We start from the raw sequence: 20,158 nt of genomic DNA, 5'->3' as shown, positions 1-20,158 counted from the left end.
GTTGAAGGATTTCACTTCTTGGTACTGGGCGTCAGACCCGTTGGAGGTCAACGACAGGAGAACAGCGGATTGCAGGCAATCCGCTGTTGGGGCCTACCGTTTTAGTAGTGGCGCAGACTCAGCGACCCAAGCGATTAATGCTGCCTGATGGGGTTGGCATTCCTGCCCACCCATTCCGCCAACAATCGGTAAGAAGGGGTCTTCAAGCTCCGTTTTCAAGCCGCTTAACGCCTCCATGACTGCCAAACCACAGTACGGCACATAGGCTGTGGAGTAGCCGCCTTCATGAATACATAGCAAGTGACCGTGACAGAGCTTCTCGGCTGCAGCCACCAAAGACTCAGTCATGTATCTATAGGTTTCGCTCGTCGCCATATTGCGGCCAAGCGGGTCAATCGCACTGCCATCAAAACCGGAAGACACAATGATCAGTTCAGGTTGATAAGCTTCCAGCGCGGGAAGTACAACATCTTCAAAGGCCTTGCGATAAGCACCATCACCAGAGCCCGGAGGTAAAGGAACGTTGATATTGTAGCCTTCACCCTCACCCTTACCCTTACCGCGTTCTTCCAATGCACCAGACATCGGTGGGTAAAAGTTATCCTGATGAATGGAAATAGTGAGCACACCTGAGTCTTGATAGAAAGCGCCTTGCTGGCTATTTCCATGGTGAACATCCCAATCAACGATGGCTATACGTCCCATACCGTGGACATCCCGGGCATAATTCGCCGTGATAACGCCATTGCCAAAAATACAAAACCCGCGCCCCATTTCAGGTTCTGCATGATGACCAGGCGGACGAACCAAGCAATACGCATTGTCGACGTGCCCTTCCATCATCCGATCCATCGCCTCTAAACAACCTCCCAAGCTCATCAGGGCGATTTCGTAACTACCTGGACCAAAGGGCGTAAGCTCACCAGCATCGCCGCCATTGGCATCACTCATTTCGCGAATGCTATCGATGTAGGCTTGAGTGTGAAAACTAAGCAAGTCGTTATTATTAGCCAGTCGCGGGGGAATCGTGGTTAGAGAATCAGCAAGGCCTGCCACATTCAGAAGATTAAGCAAGCGTCGCTTCGTTTCTGCATTTTCCGCATGCTTATCGGGTTGAATAGTGAGCCCAGGTGGCAGAAAAGCAGCGGCCTCTCCGGTGTTATGCCAGAAGTAGAGTTCGTGTGTCACCAATCCAGTCTTTCTCATCTTGCTCCTCCTTGGATAACCTGATCAGTCATTTGAATCAGGTGATTAACCAACAAGCTAGGAGCTAGAAGCAGAACCTTGAATGATGCAAATGCATTGTTTTACACTTTTTCAGAGGATTTCCCTGATGGTGTATCAAATAAGGGAACGGTATTTTTCCACCAACTCAACTTTGTTTCGGATGCCAAGTTTCAGGTAGATAGACTGCAGGTGATTGCGTACCGTCGTGGGAGCACGGTTAATCTCCTGAGCAATTTCCATATAGGTTTTCCCTTTTGCAAACAGCTCGGCAACCTGTGCCTCCCTTTCGGTCAATTCAGATAGCAAAGATGAAGGGTAAGCCCGCAAAAACCAGTAACTGTCTATCGATTCAAATGTCAGGGTGAAATGTCTTCCTTTCCATGACGAGATGTTCCCAAGCACACTTTCTTGAATCTCATCCGGTAGAACGCATCCATCCCAGTCCGGGTAGTCTCGTTTGAGCAGCTCAATAAAGCCAATCGACGGTGTATTCAGCATAAACCCACTGTCAAACATCGCTGCTTCCAATACGCTGTTTGCCTGCGCACTTTGGTTGGTCAACACCGAGAATTCAAGGCAGTGATTGAGGCTAAGTACAATGTGGGGCATGACAAGGCGAAGGCAATTCCCGTCTTGCGGTTCAAACGCTTCACCTTCCCTATTTCGGTACAGAGAGAGAAAATCCACCAGCAAACTCTCTCCCATGTTCCCTTTGGCATCCAGCAAGAGTTCAGGATCGACTTTCATGAACGAGAGCACTTGGTGAATGTCGTGCTGCCAAAGAAAATCACACAATGCTCCGCTCATTGTTTCTAGCTGAACCTTTGACATAAAAGGCGTGGTGGCATCGTTGTAGAGACTTTCTGCAATGGTGTCGCAGTCAGCAATTTTCTGCCATTGCTCAAAGTAATCTTCTGGTAATTGAAACAGCGAATTGCCGTGTACTTCAGGCGTATCAGAGAGTTCGGGAAAAAGAGCGCGTCCCCACCATGCGCTGTCAAAATGAATAAGCTGACGAAGCTGCGTAATGGTCCATTGCTTGAAATCACCAGGCTGCATATGGCTGGATGCCTGATAAAGCAGTGCGACAAACTGCAATATATCTTCAGTCGTTGAAACGCTTTTACCCTTCATCAGCCGTTACTCCATGGCCATTCGATTCGCTTTAAAAGCTTATATCCAAACCAACGGATTATGTAGGAAGCGGCAGAAGGTGGAGAGTTAACAAGTCAGGATAAGCAGGACTAGAGTCTGCTGACCCTAGCCTTTCATTTGCTCCAGTCGGGCATCCAACTTTTCCATCACACGAAGGAAGTCGCGGTACTCAACGGTATCAAGTACATCAATAAGCTCAGCTTCCCAATCCAGCGCTTTGGGAGCGATTTTCGCATAGAGATCACGGCCTGACTCACTGAGCGAAAGGAATGACGCACGGTTGTCTGTGCTGTCTTTTACCTTCAGCAAAAGACCTTTTTCTTCAAGCAGTTTGACCGCGCGGGAGACCCGGGATTTATCCATAAAAGTGAGATCACCGATGTCTTTGGCGTTCAGTTTTTCGTGCTCAGCCAACCGAGCAAGAATCCGCCATTCGGGAATAGAAACATCAAACTCTTCCCGATAGATTTTCGAGCAGGCGTTACTGATACCATCAGCCAAATTCACCATCCGATAAGGAAGAAACTGGTTGAGCATTAATGTGCGATGTTTTTTCTGTGTCATTCCTAATCCTGTAAAGCGTCCCAGACTTCCCGATCTTTCTCTGCGGTCCAGATCTCGGGCCAGTCCTTACCTTCAAATTCGTCCCATAATCGTTTTACATCAAACGGTAAGCAATGCTCAAATATCGGCCATGCGCCAAACTTAGGAGCGAGCAATGTGTGGGTTTCCTCGAATGCTTCTTTCAGGGTTCCACCACGCTTATGCACTGCTCCGACGGTGTCCAACATACCCGTTAAGAAGCCGCGGGTTTGCTCAATCGCAGCATTGACAGCATCGTTACCCCGTGCCACCGCACCACGCCCTCCGACTAATATATCAGCTTGATATGACTTCACTTTATCCAGAGTTTGAGATGACCAGTCAAAGTGGAAGGCATCCCCAGTGTAAAGTGCTGCCTGGGCCTCAACCAAGTCCCCTGCAAACAGTATTTTTTGCTTAGGCAACCAAGCAACAATGTCTCCTGCAGTATGCCCTCGGCCACAATGTTCAAGTATCAAGCTTCCGCGATCACCACCGAGCGGGATTTCAATGCGGCTGTCAAATACAACGTCCGGGTGCGTTAAACCCGGAATGCCCTCAGGCTCTCTGAACAAACGAGGCATACGCCCGAATTCACTTTCCCAATCCTGCTGGCCACGTTCTTCAATAAGCATTTTCGTGCTCTCATGCGCAATGATGGTTTCCGCGTTAAAAGCTGATGCGCCTAATACCCTCACTGCATGGTAATGAGACAAAACCAAGTATTTCACAGGCTTGTCCGTATGCTCTCTCAGCATAGTCAGCCAGTCCTGAGCAGCTTTGGGGGTGGCTCTTGCTTCAAAGGCGATAACGAAGTCTTCTGCTTCTATCGCGCCTACATTGGGATCACCCTCTGCCGTTAACGCGTAAACGCCTTCGGCTAATACCTCTAGTGTTTCCTGTTTTTCACCTAAGTCGGCGGATGATGCGAATGGTTTCGTTGCCATGTTGGTTCCTTTAGCGTGATTGACTTTCTAAAACCAAGATAGCAAATACTCTCATGTGAGATTTACAAATATCCATAAACATATCAAATATAAGACACTAAAATTTTCACTCATCAATGAGAGAGATAAAAACACAAGGTTAAATCTTTAATTTACAATACGTTAATAATTTAAGACAAAACAGGCTTATTAATAAAGAGCTAGATCCTCCCAAAATTGAAACAACATTTTCTTGATTCTGTCGTTTAATCACCTCTAAATTTATTCTTACATGAGAGCATTTTTAGATGGATTTTTATGTTATCAACTTATACCAATCCGGTTTATTCCTATTCGAGGAGTAAAGACCAACAATCAGGCACAGTGACCCATCACAAGGTCGTGATTATCGGTGGCGGGCCAGCGGGCTTATCCATGGCTATTGATCTTGCAAAGCAAGGCGTCGAGTCCGTCATACTCGATGACAACAACACTGTCAGCGTAGGGTCGCGGGCCATTTGCTTCGCCAAACGAACACTCGAAATCATGAATCGGTATGGCTGCGCAGAGCGGATGGTTTCAAAAGGCATCACATGGAAAAAGGGCAAGGTTTTTTTTGGTGACGAAAAGGTCTATGAGTTCGACCTACTACCTGAAAAACACCATAAGCTCCCAGCCTTTATCAACCTTCAACAATATTACTTTGAGGAATATCTGGTCGATGTGATTGAGACGCTATCGGAGGTCGATCTTCGCTGGAAAAACAACGTTCAGGTTGTTGATGCGCAAACAGACATCAACCTGCTAACCGTCGATACACCCGACGGCACTTATCAGATTTCCTGTGATTATCTTATTGTTGCGGACGGCGCAAACAGCCCTATTCGCACCAAGCTGGGTTTGGAAAGTAAAGGACAGGTTTTTCAGGACAGATTCCTGATCGCTGATGTGGTCATGAAAGCCGATTTTCCTACTGAGCGCTGGTTTTGGTTTGAACCCCCCTTCCACCCTGAGCAGTCCGCATTATTACATCGTCAGGCCGACAACGTTTGGCGCATCGACCTGCAGCTCGGGTGGGATGCAGACCCCGAATGGGAAAAAAGGGAAGAGAACATTCGTCCCCGTATCGAAGCCATGTTGGGGCCAGACAAACACTTCGACCTGGAGTGGGCTAGTGTGTATACCTTCCAGTGTCGGAAGATGGATGACTTCATCCATAAACGGGTGATTTTTGTCGGTGATGCAGCACATCAAGTCAGCCCTTTTGGTGCACGCGGCGCAAACGGTGCAGTCCAATCTGTTGAAAATTTAGCTTGGAAGCTATGCCGGGTACTGAACCAAACGGCCTCTCCCTTGTTGCTTCGTACCTATAATGATGAGCGACAGTTTGCGGCAGAAGAAAACATCCTGAATTCGACCCGCGCGACCGACTTCATCACCCCCAAAAGTACCATGAGCAAGGTGCTGAGGAATGCGACACTGGAACTGGCAAAAAACTACCCTTTTGCGCGTCCACTGATTAACAGCGGCAGATTATCGACACCCTGCACATACCGCAATTCAACGTTAAATACGCCTGACAGGGACACGTTCAATAATGTGTTGATTCCGGGTAGTCCTATTCTGGATGCGCCTGTAAACCAACATGAAATGGCTTCCTGGCTGCTCGATTGGGTGGGCAATCATTTCGTAATCATGATTGCAGAAAGTAGTACAGAACAGGATAAGCTTCTGGCTGAACTGGCAAAGATAAGCGACTTGGAAGTACTGCTAATCAGCCACGATCAGCAATCTGCAAACCTCCGAGGAATCACTCAACTGACAGACACACAGGGATTGCTCCACCAGAGATATGACTTATCTGAAGGTACGGCTTATCTCTTTCGCCCTGATCAAGTGATCACCGCACGCTGGCGACAGCCGGCAATTAACGACATAACAGAAGCCATGCAGCGCGCACTTGGTCACCAACTGGATGAAGCACAATGAAATTGAATATCGAGCCGAATTTCACCGATGGAGATGCATTCTATGCAGCACTCGCCAACATTTATAACTCTCTTCCTCCGGAAGAGGTCATGACGGTAAACGCCAAGTTGGTGTTGCTTCTCGCCAACCATATCGGCGAACAAGAAATTCTGGAACAAGCCATCGTGGCTGCAACCCAATAATTGCCCGTGCCGCCTCTTTTAGATGCACCTTATACCCAAATAACCTGAGGAAAAAGGTCAGGTTGTTTGGGTATATCCCTCTCTCATCAGTGGGTCAGAACTTTATGAATCAGCTGCGTTCTCCCCCTCACATTGAGCTTTTCAAAAAGATGCTTCATGTGAGTCCTTACCGTCGTGAATGAGACATTATATCGTCGGGCTATTTCCTTATCAGACAGCCCTTGTATCACCGCTAAACACACGTCCACTTCACGCGCGGTCAGGTGATACTCTTCCACCAGAAAGTCTTCATCCATCCCCGATGATGCATTGATGTCCGGGATAACATCGGGTCTGACATCTTCCTTAGAAAAAGCACCAGGTCTTGCTTGCTTCATGGCATTGGTGAAAGCTGCGCCCATTGCGTTGACAATTTCCACATCTCTTTTGGTGAAGTCATTGCGTCTGCGACTTCTCCAGATCCTGATGTCGCCGATGTTCTGGCGACCATCATGGGCATGGAAGTTTAGACCATACGTCAGCCCATCAATAGACAGGAAGTCGTTGAAAAACTCCGTTTGTTTCAACGCACTGTGCGGCATGATTTGACTCACTGCTGTTGCCTGTTTACGTTGCTGCAGCTTGGGCGTAATAGGATCGTGATACTGAAAATAGCTTTCATAGTGAGAGAGATTGTCGTCAGACATATTTATCGCCACGCGATGAGAAAAGCCGCACCGCGGCCCGTCCCATACATAGGAAGCAAAGTAATCAGCATCAAGAAGATCCAGCAAGCATTTACCCACTTGCCGGCGCATTTCCGAGCATTCCATGCCCGCATTCAAACACTCTGCAATCTGGAATACTGCATGAGTTTCTCGCATAGACAGGTTCACAACGTCCCCCTGTTACACAAATTTATCCATAAAGAAAATTAGGTAAACCCAGCGCCAAAGCGGGGATGAAAATAATGGCGAAAAGCCTCACCATATCTGCAACCCAAAATGGCATCACACCGCGAAATACCGTGCGATTATCAAGATCCTTGAACATACCGCTCAGCACAAAAACGTTCATGCCAACCGGCGGCGTAATTAAGCTGATTTCCGTGACCACCACAACCACAATACCGAACCAAATCAGGTCAAAGCCCATACTTTGAACCACAGGGTAAAACACAGGAACGGTCAACAGCATCATCGACATACTTTCGAGCACAGTGCCAAGCATCAGGTAAATCACGATGATCATCAAAAACACTAGCATGGGCTGAAGATCCTGAGTGGTCAGGAAATGCACCAATCCCTCAGGAAGACCCGCACGGTTGATAAAGTTGGAGAAAATCAACGCGCCCAGCACGACAAAGAATATCTTTGCACTCATCACCGCCGTTTCAAAAAGGACTTCCTTCAGCAGCTTTTTGGTAAGCAAGTCGCGCAGATAAACGATCACCAAGGCGCCAAAACTCCCAATACCTGCGGCTTCGGTAGGTGTGAAAATCCCCAGATATATCCCCCCCATAATGATGGTGAACAAAGAGGCAATACCGGCAATACCTTTGTAGGCCTCCCGCTTCTGCTGAGACGTCATTTCATGCCCACGGGGGCCTGCTTCGGGCGAGCGCCACACTACGTACTTTACGGCCGCCAGATACAATAAAATTCCCATCACCCCCGGCACGAAGCCTGCCGCAAACAACTCACGGATACTTTGCTCTGTCAAAATACCGTAGATAATCAACGCCACGCTGGGAGGAATAAGGATGCCAAGCGTGCCCCCAGCGGCAATACAGGCAGACGCCAAGCTGTCGGCATAACCAAACCGACGCATAGAAGGGATAGCCACCTGACCCATCGTTGCTGCCGTCGCCAGACTGGATCCACAAATCGCGGAAAAACCGCCGCACGCCGTGATGGTCGCCATGGCCATACCACCGCGGTGGTGTCCCACCAGCGCATTGGAAGCCCGAAACAATTCAACAGACATCCCTGATCGGCTGATTAAGTTACCCATCAAAATAAACAAGGGAATCACGCTCAACGCTGGGTCTTGTAAGGTATCGACAATTCGGCGGGCACTGATCGTCAAGGCAGCAGTGAAATTGAAATCTAGTAAAGAGGCATATCCTACGACGCCTACCAGTGTCATGGCGTAAGCCAAAGGCATTCGCAGGACACACAGCAGCAAAACAATCGTGAGTCCAATCAGAGCACTAATCATGACGCTCCCCCTCCAAGGACTCAACATGGCTATCTAAGGTCGCCGTTGAGCAGATTCCCCGGAACAAAAAGGCGAAAGCACTCAACAGCAAGCAGAAAGCAATCGCATACATCGCCCAAGAGGCCGGAATGTCGAGGTACTCTGTCACCAATTGCTTTCTGTCAGCACGTGCTGCCAATTTATGGACGCTCATCGCCAGATAGATGCAGCCAACACTGAGTCCAAGGGAATAAATCCTCTCAACCCACTTGGCAAACGCCGGGCTGATGGTATCCGTGAGTAAATCCACCCGGATTTGATCATCTTTAAAAACAAGTAATGGCAACATCAGCATAACCAATACCAACAGCATGAAGCCGGTCAATTCGCTGCCACCCAAGATAGGAGTGCCGAGAAGGTATCTGCCCAACACATCAAGGACGGTTAATAACATCATGCCTATCAGTGCCACAGCACTTGTCCAACGCATCAAGGGAAACAGGTAACAACATCCTTGTTGGAACAATGACCAGTAGTGTTGGCCAATGCCTGTTTTATTACTGACCATTAGCGACCTCATATGCCTGAGCCTCTTCGCGGAATGCTCTCAAAGCAGCTTTGGCATCCACGTCACGATCTTTGACTGACTCAACCCAAGCCTTATCTAAGTCGCCGGTGACCGCAGCGAAATACGCCAAATCCTGGTCAGATGCATCAACAATCTGGTTCCCTTTTTCGCGGGCGATACCTTCTGCATAGTCGTCAGCATCAGCCCATGCTTTCGCCGCCATTGCGGACAGTTTCTCGCCGGATACCGCCATAATGGCGTCTCTGTCTTTTTCAGACAGCCTATCAAGCGTATCTTGGCTCAGAAAAATACCGAAACTGCCCAAATACATGCCATGAGGCAGCTTCAGTGTATAAGGTGCAACTTCATGTAGTTTCAGTGTCGTTTTAGTCGACATCGGGTTAAACACACCATCTACAACACCTTGCGTCAGCATTTCATAGATTTTGTTAGCAGGCGCTGCGACGCCGGTAACACCGAGGCGCTCACCGATTGCAGACTGAATGCCGCCACCCACACGGATTTTTTTGCCTTTGATATCCTCAAGGCTCTCCAAAGGTTCACGCATATGGATCTGGCCGGGGCCATGAGTAAAAACGCCTACTAATTCAACGCCATCATGTTCCCCTGCCTCAGCAAGGTAATCCTCATGAATCCGCCAATGGGCGACAGATACCGCTTCTGATCCGGCATTGTGGTTAGGTAATTCCGCGAGGCTCGTCAGTTTAAACTGACCAGGGAAATAGCCGTGGTAAGTCCAGGCACCATCTACCGCGCCATCTTCCACCAAGTCAATCAGACTGTTGGGACTTCCAAGGTCATAGACCAAAGTAATCTTAACGCGCCCTTCAGTCGCTTCTTCAATCCATTTCCCCCATGTTGGCAACACGGTTTTATTCATCGCCGCTGCTGGGGAAAGCCATGTGGCAATCTTAAGTTCAACCTCTGCCATCACACTCATAGGCAGGAAAAGCAAACCTACTGCTACTCGCCAAAACACTCGTTTCATTACAACCTCACAATCCGTTACGATACACATAATGACAATATTTAACATATAACGTAACATGTCATAACAACAAACTAACATTACGATAAATGCGTTGATTCTCGTTCTTGAAACAGCCCCGCACACAACGCTATTAAAAACATAAAGTTAGAGACAAAAGATGTTAGTGGTAGACGAATAAAAGACAGAAGAGTGATTGAGAAGCACAGTACTGAAACAGCTAGACAGCCGACAGGATGTAAACTTTTTGTGATAAATAACGAAGGCAAATAGCATGACGACTTTTTGCACTTTAGCCTTGATGACTCGAATTTTTTCAATAGACCCAAATTTCGAACCAGAAAAATCTGAGTAACCGCGCAACCAAGGAGGGCTGTCGTGTTATCCCATCTTAGATTGAGCCAAACCAAGCCAAGCCTCGTGCACCTCGACGAGTTACAAACCATGATCACTGCATCATGCGGGCAGTACGCACTTGAGCCAAAACAAACCGACACCCCCTCTCTCCAAGGCGCGCTCGAGCCCTTCATGCTGTCCCGCTACGAAGCCATTAGTGTTTGCATGAATGTGGGTCAGGTAACACGGTCAGAACGCATGATTAAACAAGATCCTGGTGATCATCTTTATATGCTGGTTCAGGATGAAGGTCGTTGCGTCGTCGAGCAAAATCACAAGCAACACACCTTGTTGCCCGGCGACATATATGTCGTCGATTCTACCCAACCAAGCCGCTTTATATTGAATGGTCATGCCTCCAGACAAATCTCTATTCACCTTCCACGTGAAGAGATGCTCCACCGATACGGAAAAGCCATTACTGGTGGCGTGATGGTGGAGCATGACGATCCTTTGCGAACCGCGCTTATTGCTGTGGTAGCAAAATCAATGGAGGAAGGCATGCCAGACTCCTGCGCCCGATTGATGGATTCCACTTTTGACCTTTTAGGAATTTACATCGACGGGAAGGAAAAACAGAAAAGCCAAAGCGAGCGTGAAAAACAAGGCGTACTTGGGCGGGCACTCTCTCTGATCGACCGAAACTTTAACGACCCGGCATTCGACGCGTGCCAACTTGCCGATAAGCTAGGGATATCCAGTCGGACCCTTCAACGCCAGTTTCAATCCCTTGGGGAGTCACCTACCCGAAAACTCATCAATACCCGACTTGATAACGCAAAAGCGCTGTTAATGGGCATGTCTCAAAGCGACGATCACAGCTCTGTGACCAACGTGGCCTACCACTGCGGCTTCAGCGATCTCTCCTACTTCTACAAGGAGTTCCACAAGCGTTTTGATATGGCACCAGGCGCGATTGTGAACTGTCGCCAATAGCCAATGAGTTTGGCGGTTTGTTCCAAGTCACTCAAGTTAACTCATCCTAAGGTGGGGTAATCATACTCATCAACGAGGATTGGAAACATGAGTACGGAAACACAGAACCCTACAAAGCCATATTTAATGACAGTGAATGGGCAAGGCAGAAGTGCTGATACCTACTTTGAGGTGTTAAACCCTTCCACGCAGGCTATCGTTGGACTGGCACCACAATCAAACCAACAAGATGTCGACGCTGCAGTCGCCGCAGCTAAAAACGCCTTCCCAACGTGGTCATCAACTCCACATGAAGAGCGTGTCGCACTTTGCCAACAAATCGTCACCCTAATCAAAAACAACAGTGAGGCCTTAGCCACACTGATCACCCAAGAACAAGGCAAGCCGCTGAATGGCTTGGGCTCCCGTTGGGAAATCGGTGGCGCTTGCGCATGGGCCGAATACACCACCAGCCTGAATCTGGGCGTGAAGGTCCTTCAAGATAACGAAGAAGGCCGGCTTGAGTTGCACCGCAAACCTTTGGGGGTTGTCGCCTCCATCACGCCTTGGAATTTCCCGGTACTCATCGCTATTTGGCACATCATGCCAGCGCTTGTTACTGGCAATACCGTCGTCATAAAACCCTCCCCCTACACCCCACTTTCCACTTTAAAGCTCGTTGAGTTGATGAATCAGGTATTGCCACCCGGCGTCGTGAATGCCGTTGCGGGTGAAGACACTAACGAAAACAGCGTTGGACAATTGCTATCATCACACCCTGATGTCCGTAAGGTGGTGTTCACCGGTTCGACAGCAACAGGCAAGTCCATCATGCGCAGTGCCGCAGATTCCATGAAAAGACTCACCCTCGAATTGGGCGGAAACGACGCGGGTATCGTTCTGCATGATGCCGATCCAAACGCCATCGCTGAGGGGCTTTTCTGGGGAGCCTTCATCAACAATGGGCAAACCTGCGCCGCGCTTAAGCGCCTTTACGTGCATGAGAGCATCCATGACCAGGTTTGCGACGCATTGGTGGAATTCGCCAAACAGGTTCCGTATGGCGATGGAATGGATGAAGGTTCCATTCTTGGTCCACTGTGCACCCCTTTTCAGTTTGAAAAAATCAGCCGCCTTGTCTCAGAAGCGGCAATCAAAGGCACTGTGCATCTCGGTGGCAAAGCTGCAAACGGTCAGTTTTTCCCACCCACCATTATCTCTGGGCTGGAAAATGGCGATTCGCTGGTCGATGAAGAGCAATTTGGGCCCGCTCTCCCCATTATCCGTTACACCAATATTGAAGATGCAATTCAAGCTGCGAATGACAGCAGTTCAGGCCTTGGCGGCTCAGTATGGTCATCAGACACACAAGCCGCAGCAGATGTCGCGAAACGCCTCGAATGCGGCTCAGTCTGGATAAACCGCCACGGCATGATCCAGCCCAACGCACCGTTTGGCGGAGTCAAAAGCTCAGGTCTAGGTGTGGAGTTTGGAGAAGAAGGATTAGCCGAATACACCGATATTCAGGTGGTATTTAACTGAAGGAGAAATCATGTCTGCATTTGAAAACGCAACCGAGTTCTTTCATGCTTGTGAATCAGGCAAAGGTTGGGAGGCCTGCAAAGGCTTCGCTGAACCCAACGCCGGGTTTGATTCCCAAGCTTTCGCCCTCACTGACATTCAAACACTGGAAGATTACACCCATTGGATGCACGGTATCACCAACGGTCCTATGGCAGGCAGCCATTATGAGCTCACCACCTCTGCTTTTGACCATGACAAAAACACTGCGATTTTCTTTGGCACCTTTTTCGGTATCCACAGTGGAGAAGGTGGGCCTGTAGCGGCCACAGGGAAAAAGTGTGCAAGCCACTATGTGTATGTGATGCAATTATCTGATGAAGGCAAAGTCACGCATATGACCAAAATATGGAATGATGGCTGGGCGTTGAAAGAGCTAGGCTGGACAGATACCCAAACGACCTGAAGATATTCGCCGAATCCTGCATCTTCAGGTTGTTTGGGTATAAGCGAGATAAAAGAAACCGCCCCATCAGGGCGGCTTCTATTAGCTTTATTTAATCTTGGGTTCTTTTCTAGATGTCCCATTACTGGCTGTTGTCGAGAACCCATTCATCAACGAAGTGTCCTCTAGGTTTTTTCTGCCTAACGTCATCATTAATCCTACGGACAGGTAAACCAGGACCGAACAAATTGGGGGGTATAATCCCATAAATTAATGGGTTGGGTTGCATTGGCTGACGTCGATCGTCTTCCTGCGCAGGCAAACCTAAATATTTCAGCGCTTGAAGCGACAGCGGCCCATCACTTTCAACATGGCAAGATTTACAGAACGCATTTTCACTTGAATCCGGGCGCGCCTCATTGAATGCCAACCTATGAATATCCAATACTTCCTCACGCAGTGACACGGTTCCTCTCGGGATTTGGGCCATATTTGCTCCGCGCTCTACATTGTAATTAACATAACAGGCATATCTAACGGATCCATCATCACCTACTTGTTCAGCAATTGCCTTATGTGATGACCCTGGATACCTACTTGCAATTCTATTCCAAAACACATTTTCTCTGATTCGGACCAGGGTGCCACGAGCGTGATTGCAATACTCTTATTGGGTCAAAGCTCTGGAAATTACTTTAAAGTCGTCAATCCAGCCTATAAAGCCATCACCTTTGCTTCGTTTACCCAAATGCCAGACGTTACGTTTTCCATTTGGATCATTGTTGTGGGCAAAAGACTGGTTCATAGGTGAGTATATAAATACGTTGGGATCGATGAAATCATCAAAAGCTAAGCAAGCATCAATAGATATTTAAATTATCAACCAACATAAATAAAGCTCATTCAAAATAAAAACCATCCCATATGAAAATTTATTTAAATTTGAATAACAGATTTAAATTATTTTATGCAATAATGAATATCAAGGTGAATTTATTTATATTAATACCAAATAGGAATGAGGAGCAATGAGATTAAGTCTAATGCTTTTTTAATGATAAAAAACCAAAGATCTTAAAATCAATTAATTTATATTTATAAAAAACAAATTAGCTGCTAGTAGTAGAAGCATCCTTATTACAGGGATCATAAAAACATCAATATAAGAATAATCTTATTGACCTTTAATATCATTTAGGCAGTTTTGTAAAGGAGCTTAACTATGACATTCAGGAAGTATGGTATTGCGCTAGCACTCGTCAGCGCCTACCCATTTTCATCGCTAGCATCTGATACATGTTTAGGTAACGTATATTCTATGAATGCGGGACGTGGAAACGTCGGAATGCTGATCGATATCAAAGAAAAACAGGTGATGGACAACAGCACGTATTCTGATGCATCTTCACGAGCTACATTTAATTCTCTCGCGAAGTTTAGTTCGCCAACAATGTCGTTCAACCCAATAACTAATCGTCTCTACTATGCGAACGCCCCTCAACCCAAGTCATATCACGTTGAAGTGCCAGAAGGCCTTTTAACTGATCAACAAATGAACAACTTAGACTTACACGCCAAAACCGTTGAAAGTTACCAACTGGCTTACTACGACCCAGAGAGTGGTGAACATATCAACGGCCCAACAACAACAAAACAGATTACTCGAATGGCTTTTAATCCTGCTACCGGAGAGCTTTTCGCCTCAGATAACAGCAGTATTTTTAAGGTAAACCCTGAAACTGGTGAGATTACTGATATTGGGACCTTTGATATCGGTTTAAGGGCTGGAGGTTTTAGTAGTTGGGGAGATTTTATTTTCCACGAAGGAGAGCTGTTGTTCATTACTAACGGCAGAACATTTGTTATTAACACCGAAACCGGTGCTCAAACGCTGAAAGCGTTCCACTATGTGGACTTTGTTACAGGAGCAGCAATAGACCAAAATGGCCAAGTGTTGATTACCGCCAAAAACCAAAACGTATCTGGTAACGTGAACAGCAACCACCTTTTCCGTCTTAAGCCTTCCACCGGGGAAACCAAACGTGTTGGTCTTTTTCCCACCCGCATTAGCGCAATGGGTACGGTCACTACTGAATATTCTGAATGTTATGACAGAACTATGTTCAAAAGTGACGAAAAAGCTGAGTTAACTGGTGTTTCTGGAAATAAAGTTTACGAAGGCAGCTATGCAACCTTTACCGTAACGTTTGATAAAGCACTTCCAGAAGACACAGAGGTCACTCTTGCATTAAAAAACGGTACAGCACTCCGAGGGACAGATTATACAGATAATGTCGTCGTGAGGTATGAAGGAGGCAGCTCTGGTATAAGTTTAGTCAATAACGTGGCCGCGCCAATTCCAGAAGGAGTGGATAGATTTCAAGTGCTCGTGCCCACAACTAGCGACTACAATAAGGAATCGGCGAAAACCTTCTCGCTTGAAGTCTGGATGAACAATGACACCTCAAGCAAGTTGATTGGTACAGCGACAATCCTTGATGACGATGAATATAGCTGTGGACCTAATGGAGTTGTTTACGTAACAGCAACCAATGATCCGCAATCAACAACGCTTAGACTTGACTGTAAAGCACCTTATGCGAAAGCACTTTTGATAACTAACGGAACTTATAAAAAGCACGCGAATTATACTGATGAATCATATCCGTATGCACACTATTATGATGACTGGGAAAGAGGTCCCCAGCCACAATTTGGCTGTAATTCAAGTAACGCGGGTGCAATTGCATACTACAATATTAAATCCAACATATCATTACTTCCAGATGGAACTAATAGCTGCGGCATAACCATCATAAGAGCAATATGTAATTCATCGGGCGGTTATACCGAATATAAATATGCATCTCCTCAAGGTCCAGCAGGCTGTGAATATGAATGATGGCACTAAGTTGATATTGCTATAACATCTATATTCATTTAAGGTAAATGATAATTACCATCAAATAAAAACGCGCCTTTGGGCGCGTTTTTTATTGTATGTCATACACTATAATGTTCGGTAATTATCATTATAAACCCGAGATTTCATCAATAACCCCCTCCTCAGTGACATGAGAGTTCGTTGTTTTCAGAACATGCTCTATAAATAACCTAAGGGCGGGGTTGGGAGAGTTAGTTTTCCAGTTTATGTAAAGGGATATCTCTTTGTCGAAGCCTTCAATAGGTAAAACTTTCAAACTAGGCCTACGCATTTCTTTGGCAATTTCCACAAAAAATCCGATGCCGTTCCCGGACATCACCAATGCAGCAAGGCTATCGAAATCGTAAGCTCTGATAATAGGATTTTCTTCAATAGAGTATGAGTTTAGAAATTCTAATATCTGGATGTTGAACGGTTCCCACGCTTTGGACTCTCCAAGAATTAACGTTTTTCCCAAGAGATCATCTGGTCTCAATTCATTTTTCTGTGCTAATGAATCTGATGACGAGATGACTGCCATAAGCTTATGTTTTGAAACTGTTTTGTAGTCATATCCACTTTCCAAAAAAGGCGAGCTGCAAAAGGCTATATCTATATCACCCGAAGCTAACGCAGTATGCTGTTCATGGGAAGGTATAGAATATAATGATGTTTCTATATCTGGGTAGTACGCCCGAAAATCTCTCAACAGAATAGGTAAAACATAGGTATTCATTGGAATTGTATTGTAAGCAATCGCTAAAGTACCTTTCTTACCTTCTATCATTTTCTGCGCACTCTGGTACGCCAATTGAATACGATCCGCCCCCTTGGCTAAATCGGACGCAAAAATTCTCCCCAACTCTGTCAGTTCAACATTTCGGGTATCTCTTAAAACAAGCTCCGCACCTATTTTATTTTCTAATCTAGCCACATGCCTACTCAGGGTTGGTTGGCTAACCCCCAGATACTCTGCAGCCTTAGTAAAGCTCTCATGCTGAGCAAGCGCTAAAAAAGCACTGATTTCACGATATAGTTTTCTAGATTCCATTCATTCACTTTTGCATAACAACGATAAAAAATGTGTCTATAATTATCAAGACACTTGAATTAAAATGGTTTTTTCCACAATGAGTTACTTGGGTATTGTAATGAAAAAGAGCGTTCTTATCTTCACCCTTACATTAATTAACATTAGCTCATTATTCCAAGTCAAGGCTGAAGAAATTTCCTTTTACTCTCCAATAAAAGAAGGAAGAAGTGAATCTGCAGACATGCGGAGCTTTGCTAAAAAAGTCAGTCAATTAACTGCTGGATCTGTCAATTTTAATATGCACTACATGGGTGAATTAGGGTTTGATAATACTGAGTTACTCAGGCAACTAAAGCGTGGTTATGTAGGTGCTGGTGCTGTGTATCCTCCTTATTTATCACGTGATGTCCCAGCATTTGGTGCCTTATATATAGAAGGAGCACTTTTAGACTTTAAATCGCATGAACCCGCAATTTCTGTTATTGAAGATTCATACAGGACAGTGTTCGATAATTGGGGGATCGAGTATGTTGGTTATGCTCAACCACCACTGTATGACGTATCTGTATTTTGTAAAAACCCCATCAATACGATTGCAGGTCTAAAAAGAAAAAAGCTAAGAGTTTGGACTTCGGCACAGGTTGAAACATTCAACAACCTAGGTATTGCAGCACAAATTATCCCAAGTTCAGAAATGTACATGGCACTCCAAACTGGTGTAGTAGACTGCGCCTTGTATCTTGGAGAAATTGGTATTTTTGCATCACTGCATGAGGTTGCCCCTTACGAGGCCTTTTTGGTGCCATTTGCTTCATTACCTGTAGCCCTGGGTGTCAATAAAAATATTTTTAATCGCCTTAGTGATGAACAACAGGCTGCAGTTCGTGAAGCCGGACAATGGATCAGCGCCAAGACGCTTAAGAAAGCACTGAACGATGTCGCAGCTAAGACTGCCAATCGTGAAGCTCGCGCTAAGGGAGGCATCAAACAACTTCCTGCTTTTTCTAAACAGGATGTAGAGAAGTTTGTAACTGCAGCGAATGAGGTATGGTTTCGTATGGCGAAGGAAGGAGGTGAGGTTTCTCTGAAAGTATATGAAAGCTTAATGACCCAGCCGCAAGAGTGTATTAGCACTCAGTCATGTTAAAAGGTGATAAAAAAATCACATTGAAATGGCCCGGCTTCGCCATTTACTGGATTGTAAAAGTTCAATTATGGCTCGCTGTTTGCGCTGCCGCACTGATGGTGTTACTTGTCTTTACGGCATCACTGATGCGGTACTTCTTTTATGCTCCCTGGTCACCGACAGAAGAACTGGTTGGGTTTCTGTTTTACTCAAGTTGTTTTTTATGCTTACCCGCGACAACTTGGGAAGCGCGACATATCCAAATATCTCTATTCGATAACGTCTTACCTATCCCGCTGAGAGCTGCTTTAAAAAAACTCGCAGCGCTTTGCCTCATTATCATGCTTGGTGTGTTAGTCATCTATGGGCTAGAAAATGCTGTATTCACCCATTCTTTAGGATCTCGAAGCGAAATGACCAAAATGGCGCTTTATCCATGGATGCTTGTCATGCCATTCAGCTTGGGAAGCATGGCTATCGTTGAATGCTATTTAATGGTGAACAAACACCAAGATCTACCTTCTATATTGCCCTCCAAGGAAACTAAACCATGATATGGGGAGCTCTCTGCACCACCATAATCAGTTTGGCCATTGCTGGAGCCACTCTGGGGCTCATACTTGGTGGAACCGGGTTAGTCCTATTACATTTCCTGGTTGGTGAAGGCGCCGGAGTGATGGCTGCTGAAGTGCTCTGGACAGATTTAACCAAATACACATTAGCGTCCATTTTAATGTTTATTTTAGTGGGCGATCTTTTTTTCGAGAGCGGTATGGCATCTGAAAGTTATCGCGCCTTAAGCCCTCTGTTTCAGCGTATTCCCGGCAAACTTCTACATACCAATGTCGCTGTATGCATGTTATTTGGTGCAGTCAGCGGTACCTCCACAGCAACAGCAGCAGCCGTGGGTTCTTCCGCCTATCCAGAACTTATTTCTCGTCGGTACAATCGCTATGCAGTTTTAGGATCTTTAGCCGGAGCTGGAACGCTTGGCTTATTGATCCCCCCCAGCATAGCCTTGATTTTATACGGCGCACTGATGGACGTTTCTATCGCCAAATTGTTCCTTGGTGGAATCTTCCCAGGCATTTTATTTGGACTAGCTTTCATGGCATATATTGCCATTCTATCCTTGACCAAAGAAGGCATTACTCCCAAACAAGAAGCTCAGTATAGCGGTGCAGAAACCATGCGCTCCTTGCTCAACATATGGCCTCTTTTGATTTTAATGACCTCAATATTGGGACCCTTATACTTTGGATTAGCGACACCTACCGAGTCAGCTTCCTTTGGCGCTATGTTCTTGCTTGTACTTGGTTTCACCGTTGGCGAACTGACTGTCTGTCGCCTTATTTCAGTTTTGCAGGCAACAATGATCAAGTTTGGCGCTATTGTCTTTGTGGTGATGGGAGCGATCATCCTTAAACAAGCAGTTGGTATTCTTGGCTTGCCCAGAATGGCTGTAGATACAATTACCTCCATATCCCCCGACGCGACTTATGTGTTGATAGCCATCATCGTCTTCTATCTTGCAGTAGGCTGCCTTTTTGACGGTATCTCTATACTTTTACTGACATCACCGTTTGTCGCTCCTTTACTCATTAGCTGTGGTTACGATCCTATCTGGATTGGTGTGCTGATAACCATTTTGATAGAAATAGGTATGATCACTCCTCCCGTTGGACCCAATTTATTTGTGCTATCTTCAATTGCTTGCTCAAAAGTGAGTGTTGGAGAAATTGCGATAGCCACTATCCCCTATTGGCTGATACTACTCGCTGGCATTGCCATGATCACTTGGTTTCCTCAAATCGTTCTTTGGCTTCCAAACCAAATCATGTGAAATCAGCAGCTGTTGTTTTAAGACTCTCCAACGAACGCTTTCCGAACCAGTTTTCTCGACCGTTAAACGCCGACAAAACAGCAAAACGATATGAAGATTCGATATTCTCACCGCATCCGAACCGTAAAGGCCCCAGAGTC

At 46.2% G+C, this 20,158-nt stretch carries 19 protein-coding genes; 9 read left to right on the top strand and 10 right to left on the bottom strand.

The genetic code is table 11. The features are described 5' to 3' along the window. Positions 1–93: 93 nt before the first annotated feature. The 4 genes from D515_RS11970 to D515_RS11955 all read right to left on the bottom strand — a co-directional run bounded on the left by D515_RS11970 (position 94) and on the right by D515_RS11955 (position 3,911). On the bottom strand, positions 94–1,206 hold the full coding sequence (locus D515_RS11970) for a class II histone deacetylase (RefSeq protein WP_002538767.1): 1,113 nt from the start codon (positions 1,204–1,206) through the stop codon (positions 94–96). Positions 1,207–1,341: 135 nt separating this feature from the next. Further along, positions 1,342–2,361, bottom strand: a complete 1,020-nt coding sequence (locus tag D515_RS11965; RefSeq protein WP_002538765.1) for a response regulator transcription factor — start codon at positions 2,359–2,361, stop codon at positions 1,342–1,344. A 126-nt stretch (positions 2,362–2,487) separates the two neighbouring features. Then, a complete protein-coding gene (locus D515_RS11960; RefSeq protein ID WP_002538764.1) occupies positions 2,488–2,946 on the bottom strand; it encodes a MarR family winged helix-turn-helix transcriptional regulator in 459 nt (152 codons plus the stop codon). Between the two features lie 2 nt (positions 2,947–2,948). Then, on the bottom strand, positions 2,949–3,911 hold the full coding sequence (locus D515_RS11955) for an MBL fold metallo-hydrolase (protein ID WP_002538763.1): 963 nt from the start codon (positions 3,909–3,911) through the stop codon (positions 2,949–2,951). A 297-nt stretch (positions 3,912–4,208) separates the two neighbouring features. Between D515_RS11955 and D515_RS11950 the strand changes: the two genes are divergently transcribed. Next, positions 4,209–5,879, top strand: coding sequence for an FAD-dependent oxidoreductase (locus D515_RS11950; RefSeq protein WP_002538762.1), 1,671 nt, complete (start codon positions 4,209–4,211; stop codon positions 5,877–5,879). Next, the gene (locus D515_RS11945) at positions 5,876–6,061 is read left to right on the top strand and encodes a DUF2783 domain-containing protein (RefSeq protein WP_002538760.1); all 186 of its coding nucleotides are present in this window, start codon (positions 5,876–5,878) and stop codon (positions 6,059–6,061) included. Before D515_RS11950 ends, D515_RS11945 begins: the two co-directional genes overlap by 4 nt. An 86-nt stretch (positions 6,062–6,147) precedes the next feature. On the opposite strand, the gene D515_RS11940 is transcribed toward D515_RS11945, so the two are convergent. From D515_RS11940 to D515_RS11925, 4 genes are read right to left on the bottom strand one after another with little or no spacing between them, the layout of a single operon-like run. Continuing rightward, entirely contained in the window at positions 6,148–6,936 is a 789-nt protein-coding gene (locus D515_RS11940) for a response regulator transcription factor (protein ID WP_239643972.1), read from the bottom strand. Between the two features lie 22 nt (positions 6,937–6,958). Further along, complete coding sequence (locus D515_RS11935; RefSeq protein WP_002538758.1) at positions 6,959–8,260, bottom strand: TRAP transporter large permease; 1,302 nt, start codon at positions 8,258–8,260, stop codon at positions 6,959–6,961. Next, positions 8,253–8,807 carry a TRAP transporter small permease gene (locus D515_RS11930; protein ID WP_002538757.1) on the bottom strand — a complete coding sequence of 185 codons (555 nt, stop codon included), beginning with the start codon at positions 8,805–8,807 and terminating at the stop codon, positions 8,253–8,255. Before D515_RS11930 ends, D515_RS11935 begins: the two co-directional genes overlap by 8 nt. Then, entirely contained in the window at positions 8,797–9,816 is a 1,020-nt protein-coding gene (locus D515_RS11925; RefSeq protein ID WP_002538755.1) for a TRAP transporter substrate-binding protein, read from the bottom strand. Before D515_RS11925 ends, D515_RS11930 begins: the two co-directional genes overlap by 11 nt. Positions 9,817–10,194: 378 nt before the next feature. On the opposite strand from D515_RS11925, the gene D515_RS11920 reads away from it, so the two are divergent. The 3 genes from D515_RS11920 to D515_RS11910 all read left to right on the top strand — a co-directional run bounded on the left by D515_RS11920 (position 10,195) and on the right by D515_RS11910 (position 13,114). Next, entirely contained in the window at positions 10,195–11,148 is a 954-nt protein-coding gene (locus D515_RS11920) for a helix-turn-helix domain-containing protein (protein ID WP_002538753.1), read from the top strand. An 87-nt stretch (positions 11,149–11,235) separates the two neighbouring features. Then, on the top strand, positions 11,236–12,669 hold the full coding sequence (locus D515_RS11915) for an aldehyde dehydrogenase family protein (RefSeq protein ID WP_002538751.1): 1,434 nt from the start codon (positions 11,236–11,238) through the stop codon (positions 12,667–12,669). 10 nt (positions 12,670–12,679) lie between these two features. Further along, positions 12,680–13,114: a hypothetical protein gene (locus D515_RS11910; RefSeq protein ID WP_002538749.1), complete on the top strand. Its 435-nt coding sequence runs from the start codon at positions 12,680–12,682 to the stop codon at positions 13,112–13,114. A gap of 121 nt (positions 13,115–13,235) precedes the next feature. Here the strand turns inward: D515_RS11910 and D515_RS11905 are convergent, their stop codons facing one another. Next, positions 13,236–13,583 (bottom strand): hypothetical protein, encoded by a 348-nt coding sequence (locus tag D515_RS11905; RefSeq protein WP_002538748.1) that lies wholly within the window; start codon positions 13,581–13,583, stop codon positions 13,236–13,238. Between the two features lie 732 nt (positions 13,584–14,315). Here D515_RS11905 and D515_RS11900 point away from each other — a divergent pair. Further along, on the top strand, positions 14,316–15,995 hold the full coding sequence (locus D515_RS11900) for a YncE family protein (RefSeq protein WP_002538744.1): 1,680 nt from the start codon (positions 14,316–14,318) through the stop codon (positions 15,993–15,995). Between the two features lie 130 nt (positions 15,996–16,125). Here D515_RS11900 and D515_RS11895 read toward each other — a convergent pair whose 3' ends face one another. Continuing rightward, complete coding sequence (locus D515_RS11895; RefSeq protein ID WP_002538743.1) at positions 16,126–17,067, bottom strand: LysR family transcriptional regulator; 942 nt, start codon at positions 17,065–17,067, stop codon at positions 16,126–16,128. Positions 17,068–17,167: 100 nt separating this feature from the next. On the opposite strand from D515_RS11895, the gene dctP reads away from it, so the two are divergent. From dctP to D515_RS11880, 3 genes are read left to right on the top strand one after another with little or no spacing between them, the layout of a single operon-like run. Then, positions 17,168–18,196: a TRAP transporter substrate-binding protein DctP gene (dctP, locus tag D515_RS11890; protein WP_039849995.1), complete on the top strand. Its 1,029-nt coding sequence runs from the start codon at positions 17,168–17,170 to the stop codon at positions 18,194–18,196. Then, positions 18,190–18,729 (top strand): TRAP transporter small permease, encoded by a 540-nt coding sequence (locus tag D515_RS11885; protein ID WP_039849994.1) that lies wholly within the window; start codon positions 18,190–18,192, stop codon positions 18,727–18,729. Before dctP ends, D515_RS11885 begins: the two co-directional genes overlap by 7 nt. Then, positions 18,726–20,018 (top strand): TRAP transporter large permease, encoded by a 1,293-nt coding sequence (locus D515_RS11880; protein ID WP_002538739.1) that lies wholly within the window; start codon positions 18,726–18,728, stop codon positions 20,016–20,018. Before D515_RS11885 ends, D515_RS11880 begins: the two co-directional genes overlap by 4 nt. The last annotated feature ends 140 nt before the right edge of the window (positions 20,019–20,158 follow it).

Source organism: Grimontia indica, assembly GCF_000333895.2.
In the GTDB taxonomy this organism is placed as follows: Bacteria; Pseudomonadota; Gammaproteobacteria; order Enterobacterales; family Vibrionaceae; genus Enterovibrio; species Enterovibrio indicus.
Note: the sequence above shows the minus strand (reverse complement) of the source record. Positions and strands in the feature narration are given on the sequence as shown.